A 23,409-nucleotide genomic window follows, 5' to 3' on the forward strand; every position below is an offset into this window, starting at 1 on the left:
GTCATCTGAAGTGACATCGAACGACCGAGTCAGAACCGACAGTTCGCACCGCTGCGCCGTACCGTGCATAGCCTTGCGAACCAAGACTAGAACGTGTTCTACTTCGAAAGTGTCCAATAGTGCAATCCCCACCCATCCAGAGGTGCAGGTACCTGAGCCGAAGTCACGAATTCTGTCCGCGGAGTTGAAAAACACCTTCGCCTACACGCGCTCGCTCGGACCCGTCCTATCGCAGTTCGCCCTCGCCCTTCGCGATGGCCGCATCCTCGGCAGCCGCGGCGCCGACGGACGGGTGACCACCCCGCCCGACGAGTTCGACCCAACCACCGGCACACTGACGACCGACCTCGTCGAGGTCGCCCCGGTTGGCACCATCGAAAGCTGGTCCTGGCAGCCGAGCCCAGTGGAAGGCCAGGTCTTCGACCGTCCATTCGCCTTCGCACTCATCAAGCTCGACGGAGCCGACACGTCACTTCTGCACGCCGTCGACGTGGCCAGCGCCGACGACATCAAGGTCGGCGCCCGCGTCCATGCCGTGTGGAATGCCGTTCGCACCGGCGCGATCACCGATATTTCGCACTTCAGCCTGGGCGACGCCCCGTCAGACGCCCCCGCCGCGACCGGCGACATGACCGTCGACGCCAACGGCGACGTCATCATCACGACGCCGATCACGAACTCGATCATGCACTCGGCCACCGAGTCGGAGAGCTGGTACCTCGAGGGCCTCAAGGAAGGCAAACTCCTCGGCGGCCGCGTCCAGACCGGCGAAGTCTACTTCCCGCCGCGTTATGTGAGCCCGTCCGACGGAAGCCCCACCATCGAGCGCGTCCAGCTCGCCGAAACCGGCATCGTCACCACTTTCTGCATCGTCAACGTCCCGTTCCTGGGTCAGCAGATCAAGCCGCCCTACGTCGCCGCCTATGTTCTCCTCGACGGCTCCGACATCCCGTTCCTGCACCTCATCCTGGACACGCCCGCCGAGGACGTCCGCATGGGCATGCGGGTGAAGGCCGTGTGGCGTCCCGAAGACGAATGGGACTACACCATGCGCAACATCAGCCACTTCGCCCCGAGCGGCGAGCCGGACGCCGACTTTGAGTCGTACCGGAACCACCTCTGACGCTCGCGGAAGGACCTTAAGTACCGAGATGACAAATTCAAATCTCCCACGCATTGCAGTCGTGGGCTTCGCGCACAGCGCCAACGTTCCGGAAACAACCGGCACCACCAACGGTGTGGAAATGCTGGTTCCCTGCTTCAACAAGCTGTATTCCGATCTGGGAATCAGCCGCACCGACATCGACTTCTGGTGCAGCGGATCGTCGGACTACCTGGCCGGTCGAGCGTTCTCTTTCATTTCCGCAATCGACGCCATCGGCGCGGTTCCGCCGATCAACGAGTCGCACGTCGAAATGGACGGCGCCTGGGCCCTGTACGAGGCCTGGATCAAGATCGCCACCGGCGAGGTCGACGTCGCGCTGGCGTACGGCTTCGGCAAGGCCTCGGCTGGCGATTCTGACCGCACCCTGGCAATGCAGACCGATACCTACACGGTCGCTCCCCTGTGGCCGGACGCCCGTTCGCTCGCAGGTATCCAGGCGCGTGCGGGACTCGAGTCGGGTGCGTGGACCGAAGCCGACATGGCGGCCGTTGCCGCCCGCACCACCGGCGCTTCGGTCGATGAATTGCTCGCTACCGACTACGTGTCGAACCCGTTGCGCGCTCATGACATTGCGCCCTACTCCGATGCTGGCGCTGCCGTGATTCTGGCTTCCGAGGAACGTGCCCGCGAACTGGTCGCGAACCCCGCTTGGATCACCGGCTGGGATCACCGGATCGAGACACCCAACTTTGGTGCCCGCGACCTGACCCGTTCACCGTCGACCGCCATGTCGGCCAACACCGCCTTCGGCGACCGCTCGCGCGACGTCGACGTCGCCGAGATTCACGCGCCATACACCCACCAAGAGCTGATCATTAAGCGCGAGCTTGGTGTCAGCGACCGCACGCGGATCAACCCGTCGGGCGGCGCACTCACCGGAAACAGCCTGTTCACCGCAGGTCTGCAGCGCATCGGCTACGCCGCATACGAGATCTTGACCGGCAACGCGGAAACCGCCGTCGCCCACGCGACCAGTGGCCCGCTGCTGCAGCAGAACATGGTCGTCGCACTTTCAGGAGGAGAAAACTGATGGGCCGCAATCGCGTTGCCGTCATCGGCACGGGACAGACCAAGTACGTCGCGAAGCGGACCGACGTGACCATGGCTGGCATGGTCCGCGAAGCGATCGACCGCGCACTCGCCGACGCTCATTTGACGATGGACGACATCGACGCCATCGCCATCGGCAAGGCCCCCGACTTGTTCGAGGGTTCGATGATGCCGGAACTGTCGGTGGCCGCCTCGATCGGCGCAGTGGGCAAGCCGCTGATCCGTGTGCACACCGCCGGTTCGGTGGGTGCGTCGACGGCCGTCGTGGGCGCGTCGATGGTCAGCAGTGGCGTGCATCGCCGCGTGCTGGCAGTGTCGTGGGAGAAGCAGTCGGAGTCGAATGCCATGTGGGCGCTGTCGATTCCGGTTCCGTTCACCATGCCCGTCGGGGCTGGCGCGGGCGGCTTCTTTGCCCCGCACGTGCGGTCGTACATCAACAATTCGGGTGCCCCCGACAACATCGGTGCGATCGTCGCCGCGAAGGATCGCCGCAACGGCGCCAAGAACCCCCTGGCACACCTGCATCAGCCCGACATCACCGTGGAATCGGTGATGGCCTCGCAGATGCTGTGGGACCCGATCCGTTTTGACGAGACCTGCCCGTCGTCCGACGGTGCCTGCGCGGTGATTCTCGGTGACGAGAAGACCGCCGACGACGCCATCGCCGACGGCCGCAAGGTCGCGTGGGTCTTGGCCACCGCGATGCGGACCGAGCCGCTGTCGTACTCGCACCGCAATGTCGTTAGCCCGCAGGCCGGCCGCGATGCATCGGCCGCCCTGTGGAAGGACGCTGGCATCACCAATCCTCTCGAGGAAATTGATGCTGCGGAGATCTACGTCCCGTTTTCCTGGTTCGAGCCGATGTGGCTGGAGAATCTGGGCTTCATGCCGCAGTACGAGGGCTGGAAGCTGACGCAGGCTGGCGAGACCGAAATCGGCGGCAAGCTGCCGGTCAACGCTTCGGGCGGCGTGCTGTCGTCGAACCCGATCGGCGCGTCCGGCATGATTCGTTGCGCCGAGGCGGCCATCCAGGTGATGGGCAAGGGCGGCGACCATCAGGTCCCCGACGTCCGCAAGGCGTTCGGCCACGCCTACGGCGGCGGCTCACAGTACTTCTCCATGTGGGTTCTCGGCGCCGACAAGCCGTAATACCAACAACGACGACGGCCCGTCCCGGATTCTTCCGGGGCGGGCCGTCTCGCGTTATCGAGACAGTGACGGCGACGACAACCCTTGCACTGCGGGAGCGCAGATGTTTCAATTTTGGTCAACACGTTAACCAATTCTCAAGGAGCCCCGCTATGAACGCGCTCAAGAGCGGTCAGAATCTGGCCACCACCATTGCCCGCATCATCCTCGGCATCATCTTCTTCGCGCACGGCTGCCAGAAGTTCTTCGTGTACGGCATGGACAATGTCGCCGCGAACTTCGATGCCATGGGCGCACCGCTGCCGACCTTCTCCGCCTGGGTGGCGGCGATTGCCGAACTAGTCGGCGGCGCAATGCTGATCGTCGGACTCGCGATTCCCGTTGTCGCCGTCATTCTGATCCTCGACATGATCGGTGCCATCTTCATCGCCCACATCGACGCGGGTTTCTGGACCGCTGACGGCGGATACGAGCTGCCCCTCGCCCTGATCGCCGGCCTCATCGCCGTCGGATTCGCCGCTCACGGCCCCTTCGCCGCCGACACCCACCTCATCAAGGCCGCGACAAACAAGACCTCGACCAACAAGACTTCGACCCAGGTCGACGCTTAGCCACCCAACAATAAAGTCCCGGCAACCGATGGTTGCCGGGACTTTATTGTTGCGGTTCTTGGGCCTAACCCTGTTGGGCCTAAACCTATTGGGGGCGCAGCGACTTCATGGTCGCCCCGACCTCCCAGAACGCGCGCAGCGCCTGCAGATCCCCGTTCTCGTCCGCCTTGTAGGTGAAAACACCTTCGGCGTCGGTCAGGTGACCGCCGATGTACGAGACGATCTTGCCGATGTAAGCCACTTCGTTGCCGCAGATGACTTCCCGATCGAACACAAACTCGATCTTCTCGGTCGTGGCAATTGTCTTGTCCCAGAACGCCGAGAGCTCGTCGAGCCCCCGGTGCCCCTTGCCTTCTTCGTCGAACATCGACGGACCCACCGGATCCTCGACGGATCCGGTGGCGGAGAAATTCTCCAGCCAAGCCTGCTTGTCGCGGGCTTCGACGGCTTCCCGCGAGCGTCGCCCAGCAAGCACTGCCGGGTGATTCTCGCGATCGATGTTCAAGTAAGCGGGTGCGTTGTCAGCCACCGAAACCTACTTGGTTCCGTAGTTGACCTGGAGTTCCTTGATGCCGTTGATCCAACCGTGGCGCAAGCGGCGAGGCTGCTCCACCTTGCTGATATCCGGAACGAGGTCCGCCAAGGCGTTGAACATCAGGCTGATCTCCATGCGGGCCAGGTTGGCACCGATGCAGAAGTGCGTGCCGTTGCCGCCGAAACCGACGTGCGGGTTCGGGTCGCGCATGATGTTGAACGTGAAGGGATCTTCGAAGACATCCTCGTCGAAGTTCGCCGAGCCGTAGAACATACCGACTCGCTGGCCCTTCTTGATCTCGACGCCGCCGACCATCGTGTCGCGCTTGGCGGTCCGCTGGAAGACGTTGACCGGAGTAGCCCAACGAACGATCTCGTCGATCGCCGTGGCCGGACGCTCCTTCTTGAACAGTTCCCACTGATCGGGATGTTCCAGGAAGGCGTTCATTCCGTGGGTAATGGCATTACGAGTGGTCTCGTTGCCCGCTACCGTCAGCAGGATGAAGAAGAAGCCGAACTCCGCCTCGGTCAGCCCATGACCGTCGATGTCGGCCTCGATCAGCTGCGTGACGATGTCGTCGGCCGGGCACGCACGACGCTGCTCAGCCATGTTGTAGCCGTAGCCGAGGATCTCCATGTTGGCGGTCACCGGATCGGTGGTGAACTCCGGGTCGTCGGCGTTCATCATCGAGTTCGACCAGTCGAACAACTTCATCCGGTCTTCCTCGGGGACACCGAGGAGGTCAGCGATCGCCAGCAGCGGCAGGTCGACGGCAACCTGATGAACAAAGTCACCGGAGCCTTCATCCGCGGCCTTCTTCACGATCTCGCGGGCAGCCTCGTCGAGCTTGTCCTCAATCGCGTGGACAGCTTTCGGGGTGAACGCACGCGAAATGACCTTGCGCAGACGAGTGTGCTCTGGCGGGTCATGGTTGATCAGCAGGGTCTTGGTGACCTCAAGCTGCTCGGGAGACATATCGTCCTCGAAACGGATGATCACACCGTTGTCGTGGGCCGACCAGTCATCAGCGTTCTTCGAGATCTCGCGGATGTGCTCGTGCTTCGTGACGGCCCAGTAACCACCGTCGTTGAAGCCGCCACCCTTGCCGGGGAGCTGCGCATTCCACCAGACGGGAGCGGTCTTACGGAGCTCTGCAAACTCCTTGACCGGAATGCCCTGAACCAGCAAGTCGGGATCAGTGAAGTCCCAACCTTCCTGATGCATGAACGGACACGTGCCAGCAGCGCTGTCTGTCGGCGTTTCAGTCACGTCATCACCTCGTTTCTTTATGCCATGTGCAGGCTCCCGACCCAAACGAGAACCCGTTACAATTTGCGGTAGGTCACACTCTGCCACACAGGATAGACGTGAACAAGAACTTGTTCTAGTTTCGAGCTAGAGACCATTTTATTGATGAAGGAGAAATCATGGGCGTACCGGTGATCGTCGAGGCCGTTCGCACCCCCATCGGCAAGCGCAACGGGTGGCTCTCGGGCCTCCACGCAGCCGAGATCCTGGGCGCCGCACAAAGTGGCGTGATCGAACGCGCCGGGATCGACCCCGAACTCGTTGAGCAGGTTGTTGGCGGCTGCGTAATGCAGGTCGGCGAGCAAGGCAACAACGTCACGCGCACCGCTTGGCTGCACGCCGGGCTCCCCTGGCAGACCGGTGCGACCACCATCGACTGCCAGTGCGGATCGGCGCAGCAGGCCAATCACATGATCGCCGGCCTGATCGCCACCGGAACCATCGATGTCGGCATCGCGTGCGGCGTCGAATGCATGTCGCATGTGCCACTCGGCGCCAACGTTGGCACAGAAGCAGGCCCGCGACGCCCCGAATCCTGGTCGATCGATATGCCGAACCAGTTCGAGGCCGCAGAGCGTATCGCCAAGCGCCGCGGCATCACGCGCGCTGAGGTCGACGCCCTCGGCGTCCGTTCGCAGGCCAACGCGAAGCGCGCCTGGGACGAAGGCCGCTACGACCGCGAGGTCCTCACTGTGAAGGCCCCGGAGCGCACCAAGGAAGGCGAGCTCACCGGGAACATCCTCGAGGTCAACCGCGACCAAGGCCTCCGCGAGACCACGCTGGAATCGCTTGCCAACCTCAAGCCCGTCATCGAGGGCGGCATCCACACCGCAGGCAACTCGTCGCAGATCTCCGACGGTGCCGCCGCCATCCTGATCATGGATTCCGACAAGGCCAAGGCCCTCGGCCTCAAGCCGCGCGCCCGCTTCGTCAGCCAGGCCCTCGTCGGTGCAGAGCCGTACTACCACCTCGACGGCCCGGTGCAGGCAACGGAGCGTGTCCTGTCGCGTTCCGGCATGACGATGAACGACATCGACATCGTCGAAATCAACGAAGCATTTGCTTCGGTCGTCCTCAGTTGGGCACAGGTTCACAACGCCGATATGGACAAGGTCAACGTCAACGGTGGCGCTATCGCGCTTGGTCACCCCGTCGGTAGCACCGGTTCGCGCCTGCTCACGACTGCTCTTCACGAACTTGAGCGCAGCGACCAGCAGACAGCGCTGGTCACCATGTGCGCCGGTGGCGCGCTCTCGACCGCCACCATCATCGAGCGCATCTAAGTTGGACGCCAATGCGCGCCCGGCACAGCTAGATTCGCCGATTGTCGCGAAGTTCATCAAAGTCGGGTCGCGGCTTAACACGCGGCTGTACAAACTGACTCGCGGCAAGTTCGGCGGCACCTGGCGCGTGGGTTCCGCACTGCGGAATCCCACGCCCGTCTGCCTGTTGACGAGCATCGGACGCAAGTCGGGACAGGAGCGGACCGTACCGCTGCTGTTCCTTCGCGATGGCGACGACATCGTCGTCGTGGCGTCGCAGGGTGGCCTGCCGAGCAACCCCGCTTGGTATTACAACGTGCGCGACGACCCGTCGGTCCGCATTCAAGTCGGCGGCGACGATCGCCGTTACACCGCGCGCATCGCCAACGACGCCGAACGGGATCGGTTGTGGCCGCAACTGGTGGATCTGTACGCAGATTTCAACACCTACGCCGCCTGGACCGACCGGAAGATTCCGGTCGTCATCTGCTCACCGAAGTAACCACGCGTCAGCCAAAATTAGTGCCGCCGATCGTGACTCATCTTGGGTCACGATCGGCGGCACTAATTTTTTCGAGCTATGGAATGTCGACCGGTTTGCCATCTGCGAGCAAGGTCAGCACACCCTTGGGGCACCGCGAGACCGCCCGTATCACCCGAGCTTCCTCTTCTTCGGAAACATTCGGGTCCTTGATGAGGACGTACCCATCGTCGTCGAGCGCAAACACGGCGGGTGCGGCTTTCACGCATTCGCCATAACCGTCGCACAAGCTCATGTCCGCGACTACGGTCAGCTCCGGTCGGTCGGTTCCGGGCTCCGGTTCTTCGTCTTCCACGGCCATCAGCCCACCGCTCGCTCCGATTCCTTCCAGAACTGCGCTCGCAAGGCCTTCTTATCGGGCTTGCCAAGTCCGGTCAGCGGAAGCGAGTCCGCGAAGACCACCGTCTTCGGTGACTGAACTGCGCCCTTGCGATCCTTCACCGATGCCTGCAGTTCGGCCACGATCTTCGCCTTGGCCTCGTCGCCGCCATCGGCGTCAGCCCGCAGCACGACCACCGCGGTCACGGCTTCACCCCACTTCTCATCGGGAGCACCCACGACACCCACCTGCGCGACCGCCGGATGCTCGGCAATCACGTCTTCCACTTCGCGCGGGAAAACATTGAAGCCACCGGAGACGATCATGTCTTTGGTGCGGTCAACGATGAACCAGAAGCCATCCTCGTCTTCGCGAGCGACGTCGCCGGTGTGCAACCAGCCGTCGACGAATGTCTCGGCGGTTTGCTGCGGGAGTCCGAGGTAGCCGCCCGCCAACAGCGGCCCAGACACGCAAATCTCGCCGGGCTCACCACGCTTGACCCGGTTGCCTTCGGCGTCGAGCAGCGCGGTCCGCAGGAACACCGACGGGCGACCGCAGCTACCCAATCGTTCCTTGTCGTGCTCGTCTTTGCGGAGGTAGCTGATGACCATCGGCGCTTCGGACTGGCCGTAGTACTGGGCGAAGATCGGACCGAAGCGATCGATCGCCTCGCCGAGACGCACCGGGTTGATCGGCGACGCCCCGTAGTAGACGGTCTCCAGCGATGACAGGTCGCGGGTGTGCGAATCCGGGTGGTCCATCAGCGCGTAGATCATCGACGGCACAAGCATGGTGGCGGTGATGCGTTCGCGCTCGATGGTCTCCAACACCTCTGCGGGGTTGAAGCTACTCAGGACCACCATGGTGCCGCCCTTTACCAGGCTCGGCACAAAGAAGGCCGCGCCGGCGTGCGAGAGCGGCGTGCACATCAGAAACTTGGGACGCTCCGGCCATTCCCATTCGGCGAGCTGGATTTGCGTCATCGTCGCCATGGCTCGTGCCGTACCGATCACACCCTTGGGCTTGCCGGTGGTTCCGCCGGTGTAGGTAATGGAGACGACGTGCTCGGGGTCGAGAATCGCCGCGGTCAGTTCTTGCGGCTCGTACTTGGCGGCAGCGGCGATGATGTCCACCCCAACCTCGGCGAGTTCGGCGGGCACCGGGCCGAGGGTAAGCACCTGGGTCAGGCTCTCGACCTGCTCCAGCAAGGCGACGGCGCGTTCGACGAACTTGGGATTCGGGTCGATGATCAACGTCGAGACACCGGCGTCGGACAGGACGTATGCGTGGTCGTCGAGCGACCCCAGCGGATGCAAAGCGGTGCGACGCCAGCCCTGCGTCTGGCCTGCACCGATCACGTAGAGCACTTCCGGACGGTTCAGCGCCAGCAGTCCAACCGCCTTGCCAGTTCCGGCGCCTGCGGCCTCGATGGCCTGGGTGAAGCAACTGATCTGTTCGGCCATCTGCTTGCCCGTCAGTTCCGTATCCCCCAGGCGGAGCACGGGTTTGTCGTGGTTCCGGTGCAGCGCGGCCACCATGAGGTCGCCCAGGTGGACGGGATTGTGCAATAGATCGTCGATATCGAAACCAGATTCCATATTCCGAATACTAGAACGTGTTCTAGATTTGCGAAAGCACTTGCCCAATCCTGTTGCGCCGCAAGCGCTAGAGCCCAAGGTCCACACCTGCAAACACTGCGTTAAATTCGTTCCGGCCAGCGGCAGACCCGGGTGCGAAACACTCCGGTGTGGCTACTATCGAACTATGACCGATGTGGACCAGACAGCAAGCCGACGCGACATTACCGACGCACTGCTGAGTGCGATGGAACGTCGCCACGAAGTACTCGACATCATCGTCGAGGCCGAGAATCGCGATACCGCAGCCACCAAGATCGCGGCTCTGCTCGGCAAGTCAAAGCTCGGCGCCGAAGCCGTGTTGAACATGTCGTTCTACCAACTCACCACGGACGAGCGCCGCAAGAACCAGGCCGAACTCGACAACCTCAACGAAGCCATCACGTTCACCCTCGCCGAACGCCCCGCCAGCTCTGGCGACACCCTCAGCCTCCGCCCGTTCTCCGCTGACGAGGACGCCGACATTTTTGCTGAGCGCACCTCCGAACAGGGCGTGGCAGGAGACGGATCGGGTGCTCCCGCGGGCGCACTCGACGACGAGATCGCCCAGGCTGTCGACCGCGTCGACGCGGAGGACGCAGTTTGGCTCGTCGCCGTCGAAGACGACCGCAAGATCGGCATTGTGTTCGGCGAGCTTCACGGCGGCGAGGTCGACGTCCGCATCTGGATCCGCCCCTCTGCCCGCAAGCACGGGTACGGCACTGCGGCCCTGCGCAAGTCACGGTCGGAGATGGCAGCCCTGTTCCCCGGCGTCCCGATGGTGGTGCGCGCCCCCAGCTCCTAAATTCAAGGCAACACAACACGAGCCCGGTCATCGCGACCGGGCTCGTTTTGCGTATGCCTCACTCTCCCAGCGAATACGCCAGCAGCGAGTTAAATCCGAAGCGCAGCGCATCAAGGGATTCGACCGTTCCCATCTGATAACCCACGAGCAAATACATCGAGACCTGAGCAAACTGTCGTGCCGTTGCCACGTCGCCCAAGACCTGCGCCGTGGTGTCGGCAATGACGTCCGTCCGCTCGCGGTCAACCTCGGTTAAGTGCGCAAGGACTTCGGGATCGTGCTGGGACCAAACGCGGATGGCTGCCTCGCAGGCGCGATCGAGCCCCAAGCCGATGTCGATGAGGTAATCCATCCGTTCGCGAAGATCAGGAACCGCAAGCGCGTCCTCGATCAGTCGGCTGCTTTGCTCGCTGCGCCAGTGGGCGATGAGTGCCGTCTTGTACTCCGCCCAGCTACCGAAAGCGTGGTAGAAGCTGCCCGTTGTTGCGCTGGCCGCGTCGCACACCTGGGCCAGCTTGAGGCCCGCATGTCCACTTCCTGCCAGTACCGCCAACCCCGCATCCAAAAATCGTCTGCGCGCTTGCTCCGACGGCACCGACGCCTTTCTCACCATTCGTCCAACTGTATTCACATCTGCGCGAACAACCTCTTGCAGAAAACTATAAGTCCACTTACAGTGACGTAATCGACATCCAAGGAGCGATCTATGTCAAGCAAGAGCACGACTGCCGGTTTGGATCCGGAGACTGACTTTCACGAGATTTACCGCAGGCTCGCCACCTACGAATTTCCGTGGGATATCAATCAGGCGCTGAGCTTCGCCCTGTTCCGCACCTACGCGGTGCCGACCGTCGGCAACCTGCTCGACGAGACCGCCCAGTTCAAGGACGTCCCCCAGAAGCGGTACGACGACACCGCCATCCTTTTGGAGGTGCCACTCCTGAAGGGCTTCGACAGCACCGACGGCACAGCCGCCATGCGCCGGATCAATCAGATGCACAAGATGTACGACATCTCGAACGCGGACATGCTGTACGTTCTAGCAACGTTTGTGGTGGTGCCGGTCCGCTGGATCCACGACTATGCATCGCGCCCACTCACTGCCGAGGAGGTACGCGCCAGCGTCCGGTATTACCGCCAACTTGGCCGCCACATGGCGATCAAGGACATGCCCGAGACATACGACGAGTTCGCGCGACTCATGGACGAGTACGAGAAGGAGCACTACGTCTCCGGTGGAACCCCCGGCGTCCGCCGCACCGGCGATGCCACGCTGAAGCTGTTTAAGACCTTTTACCCGAGGCCACTCGGTCCGGCGATCGACCTCTTCAGCCTGTCCGTGATGGACGATTCCCTGCTCGATGCCTTCGGCTATAAGCGGCCGCCGGCACTGGTGCGCGGCGCATCCCGGGTGGGACTGAAGGTGCGCGGAAAGATCGCCGGACTACTCCCGAGCCGCCGCAAGCCGCGCTATGTCCACAACATGGCCCGGATCAAGTCGTACCCCGACGGGTTCGAAATCGAATCCATGGGTACCTTCGCCCACGCTGGCTGCCCCGTCCAGCATTAGCCGCTGCTCCGCGCATAAAAGTTCCCGCACAGCGTTGATGAGACCTTTCTGAGCCTCATCGGTCCTGTGCGGGAACTTCTATGCAGGTACTACTCGCCTTGCCAGTTCGGCTGACGCTTCTCAGCGAAGGCCCGGGGACCTTCGCGGGCATCCTTCGATGTGAACACCTTCATCCCGAGATCGGTATTGACGGCCCACGGATCCTCGGCACCCCACGCGGGGTTCCAGTCCGAACGTCCCTGCTGGGTCCGGTAGACGGTCTGCTTGGAGTACTGCACCGACAGCGGCGCATTGGCGGCAATTTTCGCAGCCAACTCGAGCGCGGTCGCCAACACTTCTTCGGCGGGAACCACACGGTTCACCAGCCCCCAGTCGAGGGCGGTCGCCGCCTCGATACCGTCGCCGGTCAGGACCAGTTCCAGGGCCCGCTTCAGCGGCAGCTGTCGCTGCATGCGCAGGACGCCGCCTGCACCGGCGATGAGGCCGCGCTTCACTTCCGGCAGGCCAAAGACTGCCGAATCGGCGGCGACTACCAGGTCAGCAGCCAACATGATCTCGGTGCCGCCACCCATCGCGAATCCATTTACGGCGGCGATGACCGGCTTGTCGATCCAATGCTGGACGATTCCCGCGAAGCCACGCTCGGGATGGTCGTTGTCGGCGATGCCCTCGCCACGCGCGACGGCCTTGAGGTCGGCTCCGGCACAGAATGCCCGACCGTTTCCGGTCAGCACCACAACCCGCACTGCGGGGTCGGCCGAGGCTTGCGCCAAGGCGTTGCCCGCACCGATGGCGAGGTCGGCGTTTACCGCGTTCATCGCTTCGGGCCGGTTGAAGGTGATGATGCCGACGCCGTCGCGCACCTCGTAAAGAACTGCAGATTCGGTCACGGTTGTTCCTTAAACCTTGCGGGTGGGGACGGAGAATTTGGCGGTGATTGCCGAGATCGCTCCCGACTCGTCAACGTCGAACGATTCCACCACGCGTGCCGCCAACCCGAGAATCTTGGGATGAACGTGCACGTAGTAGGTGGTGTTGACGGTGCCGTCGACAACGTTGGCCGTGAAGTCACTGATCTGGTAGATCAGTTTGAACTGCGGGCCGTTGTTAAGGCTGCGGCGAATGTGGTCGCCGTTGCGCCCGGTCTTCACACCCAACTCGATGCGGGTGCAGTCGGGCGTCAACTTCACTGCGGACGCGTCGTGACTGACGAGGGCATCGACGTAGGCGCGGGCCGCGGCGATGCGATCGGCATCAGCGAGCGCCATATGCCTTCACCTGCTTCGGCGATGCGTCGATGAGCTCGGCGATGACGGGAGTCAGTTCGGCGACCTCCCAGCGGGCACCATTGTCGCGGGACGCGGCGCGCTGCCAGCCGTCGAGGACGGTCACAATGCCGCCCTCAACCTCGAAGAGGCGTCCGGTGACGGCCGCGGACTCCGGCGAACCGAGCCACACGACGAGCGGCGAGATGTTGGCCGGGTCCATGGCGTCGAACGAGCCGTCGGTGGGGGCGGCCATCTGCCCGGCCATTTCGTCGCCTGCGCCCATCGTCATCTGGGTGCGGGCCGCGGGGGCAATGCCGTTGACGGTGATGCCGTAGCCACCGAGTTCAGCGGCGGCCTGGATGGTGAGCTCCGCAATGGCGGCCTTGGCGGCGGCGTAGTTGCCCTGGCCCACCGAGCCGAAGATGCCCGCGCCCGACGAGGTGTTGATGATGCGGGCGGCCACCTGCTCGCCGGCCTTCGACTGTGCGCGCCAGTAGGCACCGGCGTGACGCAACATCACGAAGTGGCCCTTGAGGTGCACGCGGACCACCGAGTCCCACTCTTCTTCGCCGAGCGAGAGCAGCATGCGGTCGCGGAGGAAGCCTGCGTTGTTGACCAGGATGTCGAGGCGACCGAAGGTGTCGATGGCGGTCTGCACGATGGCAGCACCGGTCTCCCAGTCGGCAACGTCACCGGCGGCGACGACGGCTTCGCCACCGGCTGCACGGATCTCTTCAACGACGGTGGCGGCCGAGTCTGCGGCGTAGTCGTTCACGACCACCTTGGCGCCGTCGGCGGCGAAGGCGTGCGCGTGGGCGCGACCGATGCCCTGTCCGGCGCCGGTGATGATGACGACGCGACCTTCATTCAGCTTTGTGCTCACAGGTTTTCGCTCTCTACTTGGTTCTGGGGTGGGTTCTAAGCGGGGTGGGGTTAGGCCTTGTTGTCCGCGTTGGCGGCCGACAGGAAGGCTGGCTTTTCGCCGCCGCCGTGAACGGTGACGGTGGAGCCAGTGATGAACGACGCCATCGGCGACAGGAAGAAGGCGACAGCGTTGCCGATGTCTTCGGGGAGCGCGAGGCGACCCATCGGGATGGTGGCACCGACGGCGGCAATGCCATCGTCGTCGCCGTAATGCAGGTGCGACTGCTCGGTGTGCACCGGTCCGCAGATCACCGAGTTCACCCGAACGGCAGGCGCCCATTCGACGGCGAGGGACTCGGTCAGGTTGTCCATGCCGGCTTTGGCAGCACCGTAGGCGGCGGTGCCGGGCGACGGACGGTGCCCGCTCACGCTCGAGACGTTCACGATGGAACCGCCGTCGGGCTGATTCACCATCACCTGGTGGGCAGCGCGCGCCACGATCAGCGGGGCAATCAAGTTCAGTTCGATGATCTTGCGCGAATAGTTGTCCGATGCATCCGCGGCGAGCGCGAACGGCGAACCGCCCGCATTGTTGACGACACCGTCGAGGGTGCCGTGTTTGGCGACGATCGCGGCGATCATTTCGGCGACGGCGTCACTGTCACGGACGTCGCACGGGTAAAACTCACGGCCGTCGTCGCCCGGGCGGCGCGCGCACACCACGGGGTTGGCACCGAGATCAGCAAGTACCTGCGCAATGCCTGCGCCGACACCGCGGACACCCCCGGTGACGAGGATCGTTTTCCCTGCAAGTCCCAGATTCGCCGGGCTGTGCACTCCATTGGTCATGGTGCTACTGTAACAAACAACCAAGCATTTGCTTGGGTAGTCATTGAGTACCACCCAGCCCCCCAGCAAAGGAGTCGGTGTGCCGATCACCACCGCCCGCGTCGAATCCGGCATTGTGACCGTGACTGTCGACTTTCCGCCGGTCAACGCCCTGCCCAGCGCCGCATGGTTCGAGCTCGGCGAGGCTATCTTGGCCGCCGGCGCCGACCCGGAAACGTCCGTCGTGATCCTTCGCGCCGAAGGCCGCGGCTTCAACGCCGGCGTCGACATCAAGGAAATGCAGAACACCGAGGGCTTCGGCGCTCTGGTCGACGCCAACAAGGGTTGCGCCGCAGCCTTCTCCGCCGTGTACGACTGCCAGGTCCCCGTCATCGTCGCCGTTAACGGCTTCTGTGTCGGCGGCGGCATCGGCCTCGTCGGCAACGCTGACGTGATCATCGCCTCCGACGACGCCGTCTTCGGTCTCCCCGAGGTGGACCGCGGCGCTCTGGGTGCCGCCACTCACCTGGCGCGTCTGGTTCCGCAGCACATGATGCGCACCCTGTACTACACGGCGCAGAACGTGACCGCCCAGCAGCTTGTGCACTTCGGCTCTTGCTACAAGGCCGTCCCGCGCGAAGAACTCCTTGAGGCCGCCCTCGAAGTCGCTCGCATGATCGACCAGAAGGACACCCGCGTGATCCGCGCCGCCAAGGCCGCGATCAACGGCATCGACCCCGTCGATGTCAAGACCAGCTACCTGCTTGAGCAGCGTTACACCTATGAATTGAATCTGGCCGGCGTCGCCGACGAACATCGTGATGCGTTCGTCGAGACCGGCAAGACCTTGAAAGGGAACTGATGTCCTCCAAGACTGACAAGACGTCGAGCTTCGACGACGTTGTCGCCGAGCTCGAAGACGGCATGACTATCGGCCTCGGCGGCTGGGGCTCGCGCCGCAAGCCGATGGCCCTGGTCCGTGCGATTGCACGTTCGGATGTCAAGGACTTGACCGTGGTGACCTACGGCGGCGCCGACCTCGGCTTGCTGTGCGCCGCGGGCAAGGTGAAGCGCGCCTACTACGGTTTCGTTTCGCTCGACGCCGCCCCCTTCTACGACCCGTGGTTCGCCAAGGTCCGCACCGAAGGCACCCTGGAAGCCCGCGAGATGGATGAGGGCATGATCAAGTGCGGCCTCGAAGCCGCCGCTGCTCGCCTCCCGTTCCTGCCGATCCGCGCCGGTCTCGGTTCCGCTGTTCCCGAGTTCTGGGAAGGCGAGCTCAAGACCATCGAGTCGCCTTACGCGGACGCTGACGGTCGTACCCAGACGCTGATCGCGATGCCCGCCCTGAAGCTCGACGCGGCATTCGTGCACCTGGATATCGCCGACATTCACGGCAACGCCGCCTACACCGGCGTCGACCCGTACTTCGACGACCTGTACCTCGCCGCCGCTGAGCGTCGTTACGTGTCGGCCGACGAGGTTGTTTCCACTGAAGAGCTCGTCGGTTCGGTGGCCCGCGAACGCCTCATCGTTAACCGCATGAACGTCGACCGCGTGGTGCACGCCCCCAACGGCGCACACTTCACGTTCGCCGGCGGTTACGGCCGCGACAATGCCTTCTTGAAGTTCTATGCCGAGTCCGCTGGCACCGAAGAAACCTGGTCGGCATTCAAGACCCGTTTCCTCGACGTTGACGAAGCCACCTACCAGAGCGAGGTCGCCAAGTGGCAGGCCGAGCAGCAGGCACAGAAGGAGAGCAGCAAGTGAGCACCGAAATCACCCGCGCCGAATACTGCGTCGTCGCATGCGCCGACATTTTCACCGGGGCCGGCGAGATCATGGCATCGCCGATGGCGACCAACCCGCTGATCGGTGCCCGCCTCGCACGCCTCACCACCGAGCCCGATCTGCTGATCACCGACGGTGAAGCCCTCATCCTCGCCGACACCCCCGCCGTGGGACAGTCCAGCCCCATCGAGGGTTGGATGCCGTTCCGCAAGGTGTTCGACGTCGTCGCCTCGGGCCGTCGCCACGTCGTCATGGGCGCCAACCAGATTGACCGGTTCGGCAACCAAAACCTCTCGGCATTCGGTCCGCTGCAGCACCCCAAGCGCCAGATGTTTGGTGTTCGCGGCGCCCCAGGCAACACCATCAACCATGCCACCAGCTACTGGGTTGGTAACCACACCGCTCGCGTGTTCCCGGAGCAGGTCGACATCGTTTCCGGTGTCGGCTACGACAAGATCGACGAAAACAACCCGGCGTACGACGACCTCAACATCCACCGCGTGGTCACCAACCTGGGCGTCTTCGATTTCAGCGGCCCCGGCCACACGATGCGCGCACTGTCGTTGCATCCCGGCGTCACCGCCGAGCAGGTTGCCGAGAACACCGGCTTCGCTGTTGCCGATCTCGACAAGGCACCGGTCACCGCTGAGCCCACGGCTGAGCAGTTGCAGATCATCCGCGAGGTCCTCGACCCGAAGAACCTGCGTGATCGCGAGGTCCGCTCGTGACAGACGCTGCGAAGGCTGCACCGATTTCGACTCGGTTCACCGAGATGGTCGGCGTGCAGTATCCGATCGTGCAGACCGGCATGGGCTGGGTGTCGGGACCGTCGTTGACGGCCGCCACCGCCAATGCGGGCGGCCTCGGCATTCTGGCCTCGGCCACTATGACGTACGACGAGCTTGAGTTTGCGATTAAGAAGACCAAGTCGCTGACCAACAAGCCGTTCGGCGTCAACCTGCGTGCCGACGCCACTGACGCTAACGAGCGCGTCGACCTGATGATCCGCGAGGGCGTCAAGGTTGCTTCGTTCGCGTTGGCGCCGAAGAAGGAACTGATCGCCAAGCTCAAGGACAACGGACTCGTCGTTGTGCCGTCGATCGGTGCCGCCAAGCACGCCGTCAAGGTGGCTTCGTGGGGTGCCGACGCGGTGATCGTGCAGGGTGGCGAAGGCGGTGGCCACACCGGCCCCGTCGCGACCACGCTGCTGCTGCCGTCCGTCGTCGATGCCCTCGGTGGCAACGACGGTCCGACGTCGATCCCGGTGATTGCGGCCGGCGGTTTCTTCGACGGTCGTGGCTTGGTAGCCGCGCTCGCCTACGGTGCCGATGGTGTTGCGATGGGTACGCGTTTCTTGCTGACGTCCGATTCGGCTGTGCCGGAGAGCGTCAAGCAGGAGTACCTGAAGCGCACCCTCAACGACACGGTGGTTTCACTCAAGGTCGACGGCATGCCTCACCGCGTGCTCCGCACTCAGTTGGTTGAAGCTCTCGAAACTGGCTCGCGCGCCAAGGCTCTGTTTGCCGCCGCACGCAATGCCAACGAGTTCAAGCAGATGACCGGCATGAAGTGGACTTCCATGCTCCGCGACGGCGCGTCGATGAAGAAGAGCGGCGACCGCTCGTGGCAGCAGATCATCATGGCTGGCAACACCCCGATGCTGCTGAAGGCCGGTCTGGTCGACGGCAACACCGAAGCTGGCGTGTTGGCGTCCGGCCAGGTGGTCGGCATGATCAACGATCTCCCGTCCTGTGACGAGCTGATCCAGTCGATCATGACCCAGGCCCACAGCCGCTTGGCCTCCCTCCCCCGCTAGGGAGCTCTAGACCCAGGCCCGACCGGCGAATCGCCGGTCGGGCCTGTTCCATTTGTGGATCGGTGGTTAACTCCATCCACTTCCCGGCATCCCTGGTAACCCACAACCAAACCGGGGACAATGGGAAATATGACCGCAATCGAGTTTCACATGGATGGTGCCCTGGCTCGCGCGGCGAGGCATTTGACGCAGGTGTCGGCGCGGACGATCGCCCGGTTCGCAGACGTCGATCAGGATGCTCTTCGCCGCTACGAGAAGGGGGGAAATTCGTTGTCGTCCAAGGAAATCCAGGCCGTCACCGAAGCCCTCGTGCACTACGGTGCGTCCTTCGTGCCCGAAGACGAAGCTGGTGGCATCGGGGTTCGACGCAAGTTCACCCGCACCAATGTGCGCATGATTGAGAACTGGGAAAGTGAAGGCGGCCCCGTCGGCGACGACGACGCCTAAAGCACTTCCGGCAGACCTGCCAACGAAAACAGCGCGGGTTCAAAGAACGCACCCACGTGCACGACCTTCCCCTCGACGATGCTCAGCACGTCTAACTGGAATCGGCGCCAGACGTCGCCGTCACGTAGATACATGCCGGCCGCGGGCTGGCCGTTGCAGGTGGTCTTCACCATTTTGAGATCGTCGGCCACCTTGGCTGGGCATTGCGAAAGCGTCAGCACTCCAATCTCTTCCGCGCCGATGTACCAGCCGGGGAACGGCGGCATCTCCCAGATGGCGTCGGCGGCAAGGACGTCGACGACGCCGGGAATGTCGTGCCGCTCAAAGGCGGTACAGAAGTCGTCCCACACCTGCCTCTCGTGCTCGGACAACTCCGCCGCACGACGACCATCCCTGCGCGCACCGTCCCCGACCGTTGCGCGCGCCCGCGACAGCGCGCTGTTGGCGGCAGCCACCGACATGTCGAGCACGTCGGCGGTCTCGGCTGCCGAGAACGCCAGCACATCACGCAAGATCAGCGTGGCCCGCTGCCTCGCCGGTAGGTCTTGCAGGGCTGCGACCATCGCCAGGCCGACGCTCTCACGTGCGGTGACTGCCGCCGCCGGATCGCCCAGCGCCGCATCGGGAAGCGGTTGGAGCCACAGGATTTCGTCGTTCGCGATCACCGGCTCCCGCGGATCGGACGACTCGGTCCCCAACCCCGTTGGTAGCGGTCGGCGCGCTTTTCCCTCCAGCGCGGTGAGGCACGTATTGGTCGCGATCTTGTACATCCAGGTCCGGACCGATGACCGCCTTTCGAACCGGTGATACGCCTGCCATGCGCGGAGGTAGACCTCCTGAACGACGTCTTCGGCATCGGTCGCCGAACCGAGCATGTGATAGCAGTGCACCAGCAACTCCGCGCGCAGGGCGCTAGTCGCTTCGTCGAACTCGCGGTCGCCGCTCATGGATCTGGTTAGCTCTCGTTCTGTGCTGCGAAGGCTTCCGGCCCAGCTTCAGCTGCTGCCGGGTCCATCCACATCATCTCCCAGCCGTGGCCGTCGAGATCGTAGAACGAACTTCCGTACATGAATCCGTGGTCTTCGGTATCGCCGAAGGTCGCACCGGCTGCGACGGCTTTGCCGACGAGTTCGTCGACGATCTCACGACTATCAACGTCGAGGCAGAGGATAGCGCCACTGACCTTGTGGGCGTCGATGACCTGCCTGCCCGGCACAAAGCTCTGATAGAAGTCGCGCTTCAGCAGCATCGCGACCATCGTCTCACCGAGGACCAGCGCGGCGGCATTCTCGTCAGAGAAGCGCTCATCGAAGCGGTAGCCCAACGCGCCGAAGAACTTCTTCGAAGCGTCCAGGTCGGCGACGGGAAGGTTGACGAAAATTGTCTTGTGCATGTCGGTTCCAATCGTCTGCGGCACCGCCGATCGATGCCGTCATAGATATAGACCGGTGCCGACCCCGAAACTGATCGGTCGTCGCGCAAAAGATTTACAACCCGTTGACGGCGGGAGCACCGTCGGGCACATGCACAACCGTGATCTCGTCCCCCGGCGCGATGCTTCCCCGCTTCACAACGCGCAGGTAGGGGCCGACGCGACCGGACTGCGCAAAGCGTTTCACCCAGCCATTGGTCTCTTCGCCCATCCAGCGCGCGAAGGTTTGGCAAGGCACTCTCGGCGACGTCACTTCGACGACCACCGTGTCGCCGATGCGCCACTGCTCCCCGATCCGCGCGGCGTTCACGTCGATCCCGACGGTCCGCAGGTTCTCGCCGAAGGAGCCTGCCGGAATCTCCCGGCTCAGTTCGTGCGCCCAGAAGTCGGCATCTTCCTGCGCGTAGGCGTACAGCGCTTTGTCGAGCCCGCCGTGGTGTTTGCGGTCGGCCTGCACGTCGGCGTACACGCCGTAATCACCAACCTTGACCGCTCCGGCGACGGGCCGTTTGTCGATCGCCGTTGTCCCGACCTTCCCCGAATCCGGGAGCAGTGCGTGCACAACGCAGATTGCCGTCACGTGAGCCATGGCCGCTACGGTACCGGCGGCTTGAAACCTCCTCGAAGGCACCTCGGCACGCTCAACGAACTTCCTACCGCAACGTCGTCAAAAACGCTCCCGCAGCCAACACCGTGCACGTGAAGATGACGATCGCCATCGGCAGCACGCTGGTGGAACCACCAATCCCTACCAGCGGAGAGACGATGGCCCCGACGGTGAATTGCAGGGTACCGAGAACCGCAGATCCGGTGCCTGCCCGATCGCGGACCTGCCCCAGCGCCAGCGCCGTCGCATTTCCTGCCGTCAGCCCAAAAGTCGCGGTGAGACAAAACATCAGGACCAGCAGAAGCCAGTGCACATCCGGCGCAAACAGTGCGACCGCCAGCATCCCCGTACCCACCATCACCAGCGCGCCGACGCCAATCGTCAACAACCGCTGCGGATGCAACTTGCCGACGAGTCTGGTGTTCGCGGTACCGGCCAGCCCGATTCCGAGGGCATTGATCGCAAAGAGCACGGAGAACACTGCGGGCGAGAAGCCCATCAGTTCCTGGATGACGAAGGGCGAGGCCGAGATGTAACCGAACATCGCGCCGAAGCCGATACCAAAGGTCAGGGTGTAACCGAGGTACAGCCGATTGCTCAGCACCGCGCGGATATTGCTGGCGATGGCGCGCGGCTCCACGGGGTGCCTCCGCTCCACGGGCAAGCTCTCGGGAACAAACCGCGCTACCGCGAACAGCATCACCAAGGCTAATCCGGTCAGTACGTAAAAGACTCCGCGCCAGCCGATCGGCCCCACCAGCACGCCGCCGAGCAACGGCGCGACCACCGGTGCCGCGCTGGTAATGATCATCATGATGCTGAACAGCTTCGCTGACTGATCGCCCTCGGTACGGTCGGCGATCACCGCCCGCGCCACCACGACGCCGATGCCTCCAGTGACCCCTTGAAGGAATCGGAGCGTGATCAACACCCCGATCGACGGTGCTAACGCGCACCCCAGTCCGGCGAGCGTCAGAAGCACGGTGCCGACGATCAGCGGGCGTCGTCGACCCAATCCGTCCGAGAGCGGTCCCATGACGAGTTGCCCGGCGGCCAACCCCAGCATGAACGTGGTGAGAGTCAACTGCACCAGAGACGGTGACGTGTCGAGTTCATCAACGACCCGCGGCAGGCCCGGGAGATACATGTCGGTCGCCAGCGGTGCGATCGCCGACAATAGCGCCAGACTCAGGAGCATCGGCACGGGGATTGAACGCTGCACCTGCGCACCAGAAGACATGGGCTCGACGCTACCGCTGCACCAACGATGCGCCGATCGCGGCCCGTCACCGGTAACCTCCCGATCGTGGACTTCTCCCTGCTCCGGCGCGACCCCGACCCCGACGGCCCCGATCTGTCCGCCTCCGATGCCGCCGACCGGCTGATTCTCGACGAGGCCGCAGGATTCCTCGCCGATGCGACCGCCGACTCGGTGACGGTGTTCGACGACGCCTATGGCGCGCTCGCGATCGGCGCGGCGGTCAGCGGTGCCACGAGTGTGCGCAGCCATCAGGACCTGGTGACGGGCGAACGCGCGTCGAGTCGCAACGCCGACCGTTTCAACGTCGAGATCATCCAGCTGCCCTTCGACGCGAGTGCGGTGTCCGGCGCACGCGTGGTGTTGCTGCGCCTACCCCGCAGCTTGGAACGCCTTGCCGAGGTCGCAGCCCTAATCGCCGCCAACGCCGACCCCGAAGTGGTCGTGGTGGCGGGCGGTCGCATCAAGCACATGTCGGTCGCGATGAACGACGTCCTCGGCCAGTTCTTCGACCGCGTCGACATCTCACACGCACGACAAAAGTCGCGCGTCCTGTTCGCCCGCGGCCCGCGCCCAGCCATTGCCGTCGAGCAACTCGGCACCTGGCCGAAACTGGAACGCCACGACGACCTCGGCGTCACCCTCGCCGCCCACGGCGGAGTTTTCGCAGGCAACCGCGTCGACGTCGGTACCCGCTTCCTACTCTCCACCCTCGACGCCGCCCGCCCCGACGCTACGACCGCCGTCGACCTCGCGTGCGGCAGCGGCCTCGTTGCCGCATCCTTGGCGTTAGCGCGCGACAACATTACGGTCTTGGCGACCGACCGCTCCGCTGCTGCGGCTGCGTCTGCCCGCGCGACCGCCGCCGCCAACGGCGTCGCCGATCGGATTCACGTGGAACAGGCCGACGGCCTGGAGTCGGTGGCCGACGGTTCGCAGGAACTGATCGCGCTGAACCCGCCGTTCCACAGCGACGCCGCCGTCTCGACGGGCATCGCCCGCCATCTCTTCGCCGACGCCGCCCGCGCCCTCGCATCAGGTGGCGAACTCTGGTGCGTCTGGAATTCGCACCTGCGTTACCGGCCGACGTTGGAAAAGGTCGTCGGACCGACGCGTCAGATCGCGCGGAACACCAAGTTCACGGTGACTGCTTCTCGGAAGCCGTAA

At 63.8% G+C, this 23,409-nt stretch carries 27 protein-coding genes; 14 read left to right on the forward strand and 13 right to left on the reverse strand.

Annotated elements, in window-relative coordinates; translation table 11 throughout:
• Nucleotides 1–109 precede the first annotated feature (109 nt).
• The 4 genes from WBA38_RS06755 (at nucleotide 110) to WBA38_RS06770 (ending at nucleotide 3,975) form a co-directional block, all read left to right on the forward strand.
• The gene (locus WBA38_RS06755) at nucleotides 110–1,123 is read left to right on the forward strand and encodes a Zn-ribbon domain-containing OB-fold protein (protein WP_424322348.1); all 1,014 of its coding nucleotides are present in this window, start codon (nucleotides 110–112) and stop codon (nucleotides 1,121–1,123) included.
• 28 nt (nucleotides 1,124–1,151) lie between these two features.
• Nucleotides 1,152–2,195 carry a thiolase domain-containing protein gene (locus WBA38_RS06760; protein WP_424322349.1) on the forward strand — a complete coding sequence of 348 codons (1,044 nt, stop codon included), beginning with the start codon at nucleotides 1,152–1,154 and terminating at the stop codon, nucleotides 2,193–2,195.
• On the forward strand, nucleotides 2,195–3,364 hold the full coding sequence (locus tag WBA38_RS06765; protein WP_424322350.1) for a thiolase domain-containing protein: 1,170 nt from the start codon (nucleotides 2,195–2,197) through the stop codon (nucleotides 3,362–3,364). The genes WBA38_RS06760 and WBA38_RS06765 overlap by 1 nt, the downstream gene beginning before the upstream one ends.
• A 152-nt stretch (nucleotides 3,365–3,516) precedes the next feature.
• The gene (locus WBA38_RS06770) at nucleotides 3,517–3,975 is read left to right on the forward strand and encodes a DoxX family protein (RefSeq protein WP_424322351.1); all 459 of its coding nucleotides are present in this window, start codon (nucleotides 3,517–3,519) and stop codon (nucleotides 3,973–3,975) included.
• 85 nt (nucleotides 3,976–4,060) lie between these two features.
• On the opposite strand, the gene WBA38_RS06775 is transcribed toward WBA38_RS06770, so the two are convergent.
• Both WBA38_RS06775 and WBA38_RS06780 read right to left on the reverse strand, forming a co-directional pair.
• A complete protein-coding gene (locus tag WBA38_RS06775) occupies nucleotides 4,061–4,504 on the reverse strand; it encodes a nuclear transport factor 2 family protein (protein ID WP_424322352.1) in 444 nt (147 codons plus the stop codon).
• 6 nt (nucleotides 4,505–4,510) lie between these two features.
• Nucleotides 4,511–5,734 carry a cytochrome P450 gene (locus tag WBA38_RS06780; RefSeq protein WP_424297078.1) on the reverse strand — a complete coding sequence of 408 codons (1,224 nt, stop codon included), beginning with the start codon at nucleotides 5,732–5,734 and terminating at the stop codon, nucleotides 4,511–4,513.
• A gap of 203 nt (nucleotides 5,735–5,937) precedes the next feature.
• Between WBA38_RS06780 and WBA38_RS06785 the strand changes: the two genes are divergently transcribed.
• Both WBA38_RS06785 and WBA38_RS06790 read left to right on the forward strand, forming a co-directional pair.
• Nucleotides 5,938–7,101 carry a steroid 3-ketoacyl-CoA thiolase gene (locus WBA38_RS06785; RefSeq protein WP_424297076.1) on the forward strand — a complete coding sequence of 388 codons (1,164 nt, stop codon included), beginning with the start codon at nucleotides 5,938–5,940 and terminating at the stop codon, nucleotides 7,099–7,101.
• Between the two features lies 1 nt (nucleotide 7,102).
• Entirely contained in the window at nucleotides 7,103–7,582 is a 480-nt protein-coding gene (locus WBA38_RS06790; protein ID WP_424322371.1) for a nitroreductase family deazaflavin-dependent oxidoreductase, read from the forward strand.
• Nucleotides 7,583–7,658: 76 nt separating this feature from the next.
• Here the strand turns inward: WBA38_RS06790 and WBA38_RS06795 are convergent, their stop codons facing one another.
• Nucleotides 7,659–7,922 (reverse strand): ferredoxin, encoded by a 264-nt coding sequence (locus WBA38_RS06795; protein ID WP_424322353.1) that lies wholly within the window; start codon nucleotides 7,920–7,922, stop codon nucleotides 7,659–7,661.
• Nucleotides 7,922–9,538: a fatty-acid--CoA ligase FadD8 gene (gene fadD8, locus WBA38_RS06800; RefSeq protein ID WP_424295070.1), complete on the reverse strand. Its 1,617-nt coding sequence runs from the start codon at nucleotides 9,536–9,538 to the stop codon at nucleotides 7,922–7,924. The genes WBA38_RS06795 and fadD8 overlap by 1 nt, the downstream gene beginning before the upstream one ends.
• A gap of 166 nt (nucleotides 9,539–9,704) precedes the next feature.
• Between fadD8 and WBA38_RS06805 the strand changes: the two genes are divergently transcribed.
• Nucleotides 9,705–10,361: a GNAT family N-acetyltransferase gene (locus WBA38_RS06805; RefSeq protein ID WP_424322354.1), complete on the forward strand. Its 657-nt coding sequence runs from the start codon at nucleotides 9,705–9,707 to the stop codon at nucleotides 10,359–10,361.
• Nucleotides 10,362–10,419: 58 nt separating this feature from the next.
• Here the strand turns inward: WBA38_RS06805 and WBA38_RS06810 are convergent, their stop codons facing one another.
• Nucleotides 10,420–10,974 carry a TetR/AcrR family transcriptional regulator gene (locus tag WBA38_RS06810; protein ID WP_424294209.1) on the reverse strand — a complete coding sequence of 185 codons (555 nt, stop codon included), beginning with the start codon at nucleotides 10,972–10,974 and terminating at the stop codon, nucleotides 10,420–10,422.
• Nucleotides 10,975–11,067: 93 nt separating this feature from the next.
• On the opposite strand from WBA38_RS06810, the gene WBA38_RS06815 reads away from it, so the two are divergent.
• Nucleotides 11,068–11,931, forward strand: coding sequence for an oxygenase MpaB family protein (locus WBA38_RS06815; protein WP_424322355.1), 864 nt, complete (start codon nucleotides 11,068–11,070; stop codon nucleotides 11,929–11,931).
• 89 nt (nucleotides 11,932–12,020) lie between these two features.
• Here the strand turns inward: WBA38_RS06815 and WBA38_RS06820 are convergent, their stop codons facing one another.
• The 4 genes from WBA38_RS06820 to WBA38_RS06835 are packed head-to-tail and all read right to left on the reverse strand — an operon-like array spanning nucleotide 12,021 to nucleotide 14,912.
• Nucleotides 12,021–12,821, reverse strand: coding sequence for a crotonase/enoyl-CoA hydratase family protein (locus WBA38_RS06820; RefSeq protein WP_424322356.1), 801 nt, complete (start codon nucleotides 12,819–12,821; stop codon nucleotides 12,021–12,023).
• A gap of 9 nt (nucleotides 12,822–12,830) precedes the next feature.
• Nucleotides 12,831–13,199 (reverse strand): hypothetical protein, encoded by a 369-nt coding sequence (locus tag WBA38_RS06825; protein ID WP_424294206.1) that lies wholly within the window; start codon nucleotides 13,197–13,199, stop codon nucleotides 12,831–12,833.
• Entirely contained in the window at nucleotides 13,186–14,082 is an 897-nt protein-coding gene (locus WBA38_RS06830) for an SDR family oxidoreductase (RefSeq protein ID WP_424322357.1), read from the reverse strand. Before WBA38_RS06830 ends, WBA38_RS06825 begins: the two co-directional genes overlap by 14 nt.
• 50 nt (nucleotides 14,083–14,132) lie before the next feature.
• A complete protein-coding gene (locus WBA38_RS06835; RefSeq protein WP_424295393.1) occupies nucleotides 14,133–14,912 on the reverse strand; it encodes an SDR family oxidoreductase in 780 nt (259 codons plus the stop codon).
• Between the two features lie 79 nt (nucleotides 14,913–14,991).
• Here WBA38_RS06835 and WBA38_RS06840 point away from each other — a divergent pair, with 79 nt between their 5' ends.
• From WBA38_RS06840 to WBA38_RS06860, 5 genes are all read left to right on the forward strand, one after another.
• On the forward strand, nucleotides 14,992–15,753 hold the full coding sequence (locus tag WBA38_RS06840) for an enoyl-CoA hydratase family protein (protein WP_424295395.1): 762 nt from the start codon (nucleotides 14,992–14,994) through the stop codon (nucleotides 15,751–15,753).
• A complete protein-coding gene (locus WBA38_RS06845) occupies nucleotides 15,753–16,661 on the forward strand; it encodes a CoA transferase subunit A (RefSeq protein ID WP_424295397.1) in 909 nt (302 codons plus the stop codon). Before WBA38_RS06840 ends, WBA38_RS06845 begins: the two co-directional genes overlap by 1 nt.
• Nucleotides 16,658–17,410 (forward strand): CoA-transferase subunit beta, encoded by a 753-nt coding sequence (locus tag WBA38_RS06850; protein WP_424322358.1) that lies wholly within the window; start codon nucleotides 16,658–16,660, stop codon nucleotides 17,408–17,410. Before WBA38_RS06845 ends, WBA38_RS06850 begins: the two co-directional genes overlap by 4 nt.
• A complete protein-coding gene (locus tag WBA38_RS06855; RefSeq protein WP_424322359.1) occupies nucleotides 17,407–18,498 on the forward strand; it encodes an NAD(P)H-dependent flavin oxidoreductase in 1,092 nt (363 codons plus the stop codon). The genes WBA38_RS06850 and WBA38_RS06855 overlap by 4 nt, the downstream gene beginning before the upstream one ends.
• A 129-nt stretch (nucleotides 18,499–18,627) precedes the next feature.
• A complete protein-coding gene (locus tag WBA38_RS06860; protein WP_424294210.1) occupies nucleotides 18,628–18,945 on the forward strand; it encodes a helix-turn-helix domain-containing protein in 318 nt (105 codons plus the stop codon).
• Here WBA38_RS06860 and WBA38_RS06865 read toward each other — a convergent pair.
• From WBA38_RS06865 to WBA38_RS06880, 4 genes are all read right to left on the reverse strand, one after another.
• Nucleotides 18,942–19,892, reverse strand: a complete 951-nt coding sequence (locus WBA38_RS06865) for a sigma-70 family RNA polymerase sigma factor (protein WP_424322360.1) — start codon at nucleotides 19,890–19,892, stop codon at nucleotides 18,942–18,944. The two genes, WBA38_RS06860 and WBA38_RS06865, sit on opposite strands and share 4 nt — an antisense overlap.
• Nucleotides 19,893–19,900: 8 nt before the next feature.
• On the reverse strand, nucleotides 19,901–20,338 hold the full coding sequence (locus WBA38_RS06870; RefSeq protein WP_424322361.1) for a VOC family protein: 438 nt from the start codon (nucleotides 20,336–20,338) through the stop codon (nucleotides 19,901–19,903).
• Nucleotides 20,339–20,432: 94 nt separating this feature from the next.
• Nucleotides 20,433–20,966: an MOSC domain-containing protein gene (locus WBA38_RS06875; RefSeq protein WP_424322362.1), complete on the reverse strand. Its 534-nt coding sequence runs from the start codon at nucleotides 20,964–20,966 to the stop codon at nucleotides 20,433–20,435.
• 64 nt (nucleotides 20,967–21,030) lie between these two features.
• The gene (locus WBA38_RS06880) at nucleotides 21,031–22,224 is read right to left on the reverse strand and encodes a multidrug effflux MFS transporter (RefSeq protein ID WP_424322363.1); all 1,194 of its coding nucleotides are present in this window, start codon (nucleotides 22,222–22,224) and stop codon (nucleotides 21,031–21,033) included.
• Nucleotides 22,225–22,290: 66 nt separating this feature from the next.
• Here WBA38_RS06880 and WBA38_RS06885 point away from each other — a divergent pair, with 66 nt between their 5' ends.
• A complete protein-coding gene (locus tag WBA38_RS06885) occupies nucleotides 22,291–23,409 on the forward strand; it encodes a class I SAM-dependent methyltransferase (RefSeq protein ID WP_424322364.1) in 1,119 nt (372 codons plus the stop codon).

It is taken from the genome of Gordonia sp. (in: high G+C Gram-positive bacteria) (assembly GCF_049647785.1).
Lineage (GTDB): Bacteria > Actinomycetota > Actinomycetes > Mycobacteriales > Mycobacteriaceae > Gordonia.

Excerpts from the sequence above, each read along its gene's own strand:
- WBA38_RS06760 (WP_424322349.1), top strand. The coding sequence starts at position 1,152 with ATGACAAATTCAAATCTCCCACGCATTGCAGTCGTGGGCTTCGCGCAC.
- WBA38_RS06765 (WP_424322350.1), top strand. The coding sequence starts at position 2,195 with ATGGGCCGCAATCGCGTTGCCGTCATCGGCACGGGACAGACCAAGTAC.
- WBA38_RS06770 (WP_424322351.1), top strand. The coding sequence starts at position 3,517 with ATGAACGCGCTCAAGAGCGGTCAGAATCTGGCCACCACCATTGCCCGC.
- WBA38_RS06780 (WP_424297078.1), bottom strand. The coding sequence starts at position 5,734 with ATGCATCAGGAAGGTTGGGACTTCACTGATCCCGACTTGCTGGTTCAG.
- WBA38_RS06785 (WP_424297076.1), top strand. The coding sequence starts at position 5,938 with ATGGGCGTACCGGTGATCGTCGAGGCCGTTCGCACCCCCATCGGCAAG.
- WBA38_RS06795 (WP_424322353.1), bottom strand. The coding sequence starts at position 7,922 with ATGGCCGTGGAAGACGAAGAACCGGAGCCCGGAACCGACCGACCGGAG.
- fadD8 (WP_424295070.1), bottom strand. The coding sequence starts at position 9,538 with ATGGAATCTGGTTTCGATATCGACGATCTATTGCACAATCCCGTCCAC.
- WBA38_RS06805 (WP_424322354.1), top strand. The coding sequence starts at position 9,705 with ATGACCGATGTGGACCAGACAGCAAGCCGACGCGACATTACCGACGCA.
- WBA38_RS06810 (WP_424294209.1), bottom strand. The coding sequence starts at position 10,974 with ATGGTGAGAAAGGCGTCGGTGCCGTCGGAGCAAGCGCGCAGACGATTT.
- WBA38_RS06815 (WP_424322355.1), top strand. The coding sequence starts at position 11,068 with ATGTCAAGCAAGAGCACGACTGCCGGTTTGGATCCGGAGACTGACTTT.
- WBA38_RS06825 (WP_424294206.1), bottom strand. The coding sequence starts at position 13,199 with ATGGCGCTCGCTGATGCCGATCGCATCGCCGCGGCCCGCGCCTACGTC.
- WBA38_RS06835 (WP_424295393.1), bottom strand. The coding sequence starts at position 14,912 with ATGACCAATGGAGTGCACAGCCCGGCGAATCTGGGACTTGCAGGGAAA.
- WBA38_RS06845 (WP_424295397.1), top strand. The coding sequence starts at position 15,753 with ATGTCCTCCAAGACTGACAAGACGTCGAGCTTCGACGACGTTGTCGCC.
- WBA38_RS06860 (WP_424294210.1), top strand. The coding sequence starts at position 18,628 with ATGACCGCAATCGAGTTTCACATGGATGGTGCCCTGGCTCGCGCGGCG.
- WBA38_RS06865 (WP_424322360.1), bottom strand. The coding sequence starts at position 19,892 with ATGAGCGGCGACCGCGAGTTCGACGAAGCGACTAGCGCCCTGCGCGCG.
- WBA38_RS06870 (WP_424322361.1), bottom strand. The coding sequence starts at position 20,338 with ATGCACAAGACAATTTTCGTCAACCTTCCCGTCGCCGACCTGGACGCT.
- WBA38_RS06875 (WP_424322362.1), bottom strand. The coding sequence starts at position 20,966 with ATGGCTCACGTGACGGCAATCTGCGTTGTGCACGCACTGCTCCCGGAT.
- WBA38_RS06880 (WP_424322363.1), bottom strand. The coding sequence starts at position 22,224 with ATGTCTTCTGGTGCGCAGGTGCAGCGTTCAATCCCCGTGCCGATGCTC.